3 protein-coding genes are annotated in these 2,899 nt (G+C 62.6%); 1 reads left to right on the top strand and 2 read right to left on the bottom strand.

Annotated features, from left to right (window positions below):
- Positions 1–45: 45 nt before the first annotated feature.
- Together AC5E6N_RS23955 and AC5E6N_RS23950 are read right to left on the bottom strand one after the other, a co-directional pair.
- Positions 46–591 (bottom strand): tripartite tricarboxylate transporter TctB family protein, encoded by a 546-nt coding sequence (locus AC5E6N_RS23955; protein WP_491750164.1) that lies wholly within the window; start codon positions 589–591, stop codon positions 46–48.
- Between the two features lie 75 nt (positions 592–666).
- Positions 667–1,680, bottom strand: coding sequence for a Bug family tripartite tricarboxylate transporter substrate binding protein (locus AC5E6N_RS23950; RefSeq protein ID WP_491750163.1), 1,014 nt, complete (start codon positions 1,678–1,680; stop codon positions 667–669).
- A gap of 224 nt (positions 1,681–1,904) precedes the next feature.
- Here AC5E6N_RS23950 and AC5E6N_RS23945 point away from each other — a divergent pair, with 224 nt between their 5' ends.
- Positions 1,905–2,573, top strand: a complete 669-nt coding sequence (locus AC5E6N_RS23945; protein WP_491750162.1) for a GntR family transcriptional regulator — start codon at positions 1,905–1,907, stop codon at positions 2,571–2,573.
- Positions 2,574–2,899: the final 326 nt, after the last annotated feature.

The raw sequence follows: 2,899 nt of genomic DNA, 5'->3' as shown, positions 1-2,899 counted from the left end.
TGCTGGCCAGCAGCGCGAAGGCATCGGCCAGGGCCGCAGTGTCGATCATGGCAGCACCACGGTCGGCACGGGGACCGAAAGCATATATTCGATGCCGAGGATCGGCAGCGTCGCCACCATCACGGCGAACAGGCAGATGACGACCGGGTTGCGTTCGCCCTGAAGGCGCATACTGGCGGCAACGAAAAGCGCCGTCGCCACGTCGAAACCCAGAAACGGAAGCGAAAGCACGTAAAGCCCGAGCCCGATGGCCGAGAGCGGTGTGCCGTATCGGGCCTGGAAGGATGGCGCTTGGGGCGCGGGCTCATCGCCATCCACTTGGGCGTCTTCCGCGTCGTCTTCCACTTGTGTCTCGGCGCCGCCATGCGCATGCGCCGCGCGGGTTTGCATCATGGCGCGCACCTGAGCCGCCGCCAGACCGACGGCCAGGACCAGAACGATGATCGCCGCGGGCCAGATCAGCAGCAGGTTTTCCACCTTCTGCTGGGCCATATAGGCATCCAGCGCGTACCAGACCGAGAACAGGACGAAGACGGAAAGCAGCAGAAGATGCCCGAGGCCGCCGGAAAGGTGGCGCATGATGGCAGGCATGGAGCGTCCTCCTTTGGCACCGGATGCGACGCGCGGGGCTCGGATGGGCTCTCGCGCGTCGGCCGAGCGGTGGAATCAGTTGAAGTAGTCGACGTACTGCGTGAACACCTCAAAGCTGTCGGCGAGGCTTTCCTGGGTGCTCTCCGGTCCCAGCCACTGCCCGCCAATGGCGCCTTCCTCGATGAACGCCCTGAAGTCGTCACGCTCCAGCATGCGCCTGTAGGCGGCGACCAGCAGTTCATAGGCCTCCGGCTCGTTCGTGGCGAATTCCGTCGAGACTGTGAAGGTCCGCAGGTCGGCGGATAGAACCGGCAGTTCGACCCCGAAATCCCTCAAGGCGTCGTTGATCGGGGGCGCGTCCCACGCTTCGCCAGTCTCGTCGAGCACGACGGCCAGCGGCCGCACATCGTCGCGGATGACCTCCGAGCCGAGCCCGGAAATCAGCGAGAAGGTGACCTGGTTGCCCGCCAGGGCAGAGCGCATCGGGGCGCCGCCGTCATAGCTGACGAATGTGATCGCATCTTCGGGCAGCCCCATGCGCTCCATCAGGATAAGTTGGAGCAGGTGTCCGCCATCGCCGTTGATGATGGCGGAACTTGCCTCGCCGGGATTGTCACGAATATGGGCGAAGAGGTCTTCGGCGGTCTGGAACGGTTGGTCCTTGTTGACCAGCAGGACATAGTAGTCCTGCCACTGCCCGTTGATGAAATGGAACGCATTCCAGTCCAGGGCACCCTGTTCGCGCAGGATGTTGGTGATCAGGTAAGGCGTGGCGGGCGTGACCAGGGCGTTGGACCCGTCGTCCGGCTGCTGAAGAAAATAGGTGTGGCCAAGCGCGCCCGATCCGCCGGGGCGGTTCAGGACGGTCACGGGGACACCGAGTTCTTCGGGCAGATAGCGGGCAATGGCCCGCGCCATGCGGTCGGCCGATCCGCCCGCGTTGAACGGAACGATGATTTCCAGCTCCCCCGGCGGATAGCTCTGATCTTGCGCGGACGCCGTGCCGGCGACCAGAAGCGGCGCTGCGGCAACGACCAGTCCGGCCAGCCCCGACCCAAGCGCGGCCGTGATGCGATTTATCAGACTCATTGCAGTCTCCCTTGTTTCCTCCCGGTAAGCCGTAACAAGCCGCTTACCTGGCCCTGATCGAACATATTGTATGCAATATGTCAAATAAGATCTACTATCGTGGCCGAAATAGCGCAGATCGTATATAATCGAACCAGCAGGCGCGACTGTCGGTGTGCCTGGTGTGCCCGTGCACCACGGTATCGGACAGTGGTCCTGGGACGGTGCAGAAAGGAGAACATTGTATGCAATCCAGACGGCGGAAGGCCGTGGGTCCGACGGCATCTCAGAAGGTCTACGAGGCCGTTCGCGATGCCATTTCCTCGGACCAGTTCAAGGTCGGCGAGCGGCTGACCGAGGATGCGCTGGCGCGCAAGTTTCAGGTCTCGCGAACGCCGGTGCGCGAGGCGATGCAGCGACTTGCCAGCGATGGTTTCGTCGTTTTCACGGCGCATTCGGGTGCCCTGATCCGCGGATGGTCTGCCCAGGAAGTGCGCGACATCTTCGAGATCAGGGCCAATCTGGAAAGCATGGCATGTGGCCTCGCGGCCCGGCGCGCGACCCGATCGGATGTCGAGCGACTGGAGGCGTTGCGCCTGGAATGGGAGAACGCCTTGGTCAAGGATCCGCGGGACGTCGCTCTCATCTCCGAGAGGAATCGGGCGTTTCACGCGGATATCTTCTCCATTTCCGGCAATTACCGCCTGGAGACCATGTGCCTCCAACTCATGGACCTTGGATTCCTCTCTCGTTCGTTTTCCAGGTTCGACCAGGATGACATCAATCGCAGCAAGCAGGATCACGCGTCGTTGGTGCAAGCCATCCGTGCGGGTGACGGCGACTGGGCGGGGGCGCTGATGAAGTACCACATCCTGGCGGCGGCGAGCGTTTTTACCGGAACGGAGCCGTCTTAAGCAGCGGTGCCCTTCGGTGGCGAATGGGGATCGAGCCCGTGGAACCAAGACAAAGAGCCGAGGGGGCACGAACAACACGCTATCCCTCAATGCGAGTTGGGCGCTCGTGACGATCGCGCGCGAGCGAAGCCTTCACGAAGCATCCGTGTCCCACGACATCTGCAATCACAGCGGCATTTGCACGGCCGATGAAGTCGGCAAACTCGTCGAACAGGGTCGGCTTTTCGCGTCGGCAAATGAACGCTTATGCCCATGAGGACCCGGAACTCCGGAAATATTGGCTCGGCGGCACGCCCATGGGTCGCATGGGTCGGCCGGATGAGGTT

It is taken from the genome of Hoeflea sp., assembly GCF_984452065.1.
Note: the sequence above shows the minus strand (reverse complement) of the source record. Positions and strands in the feature narration are given on the sequence as shown.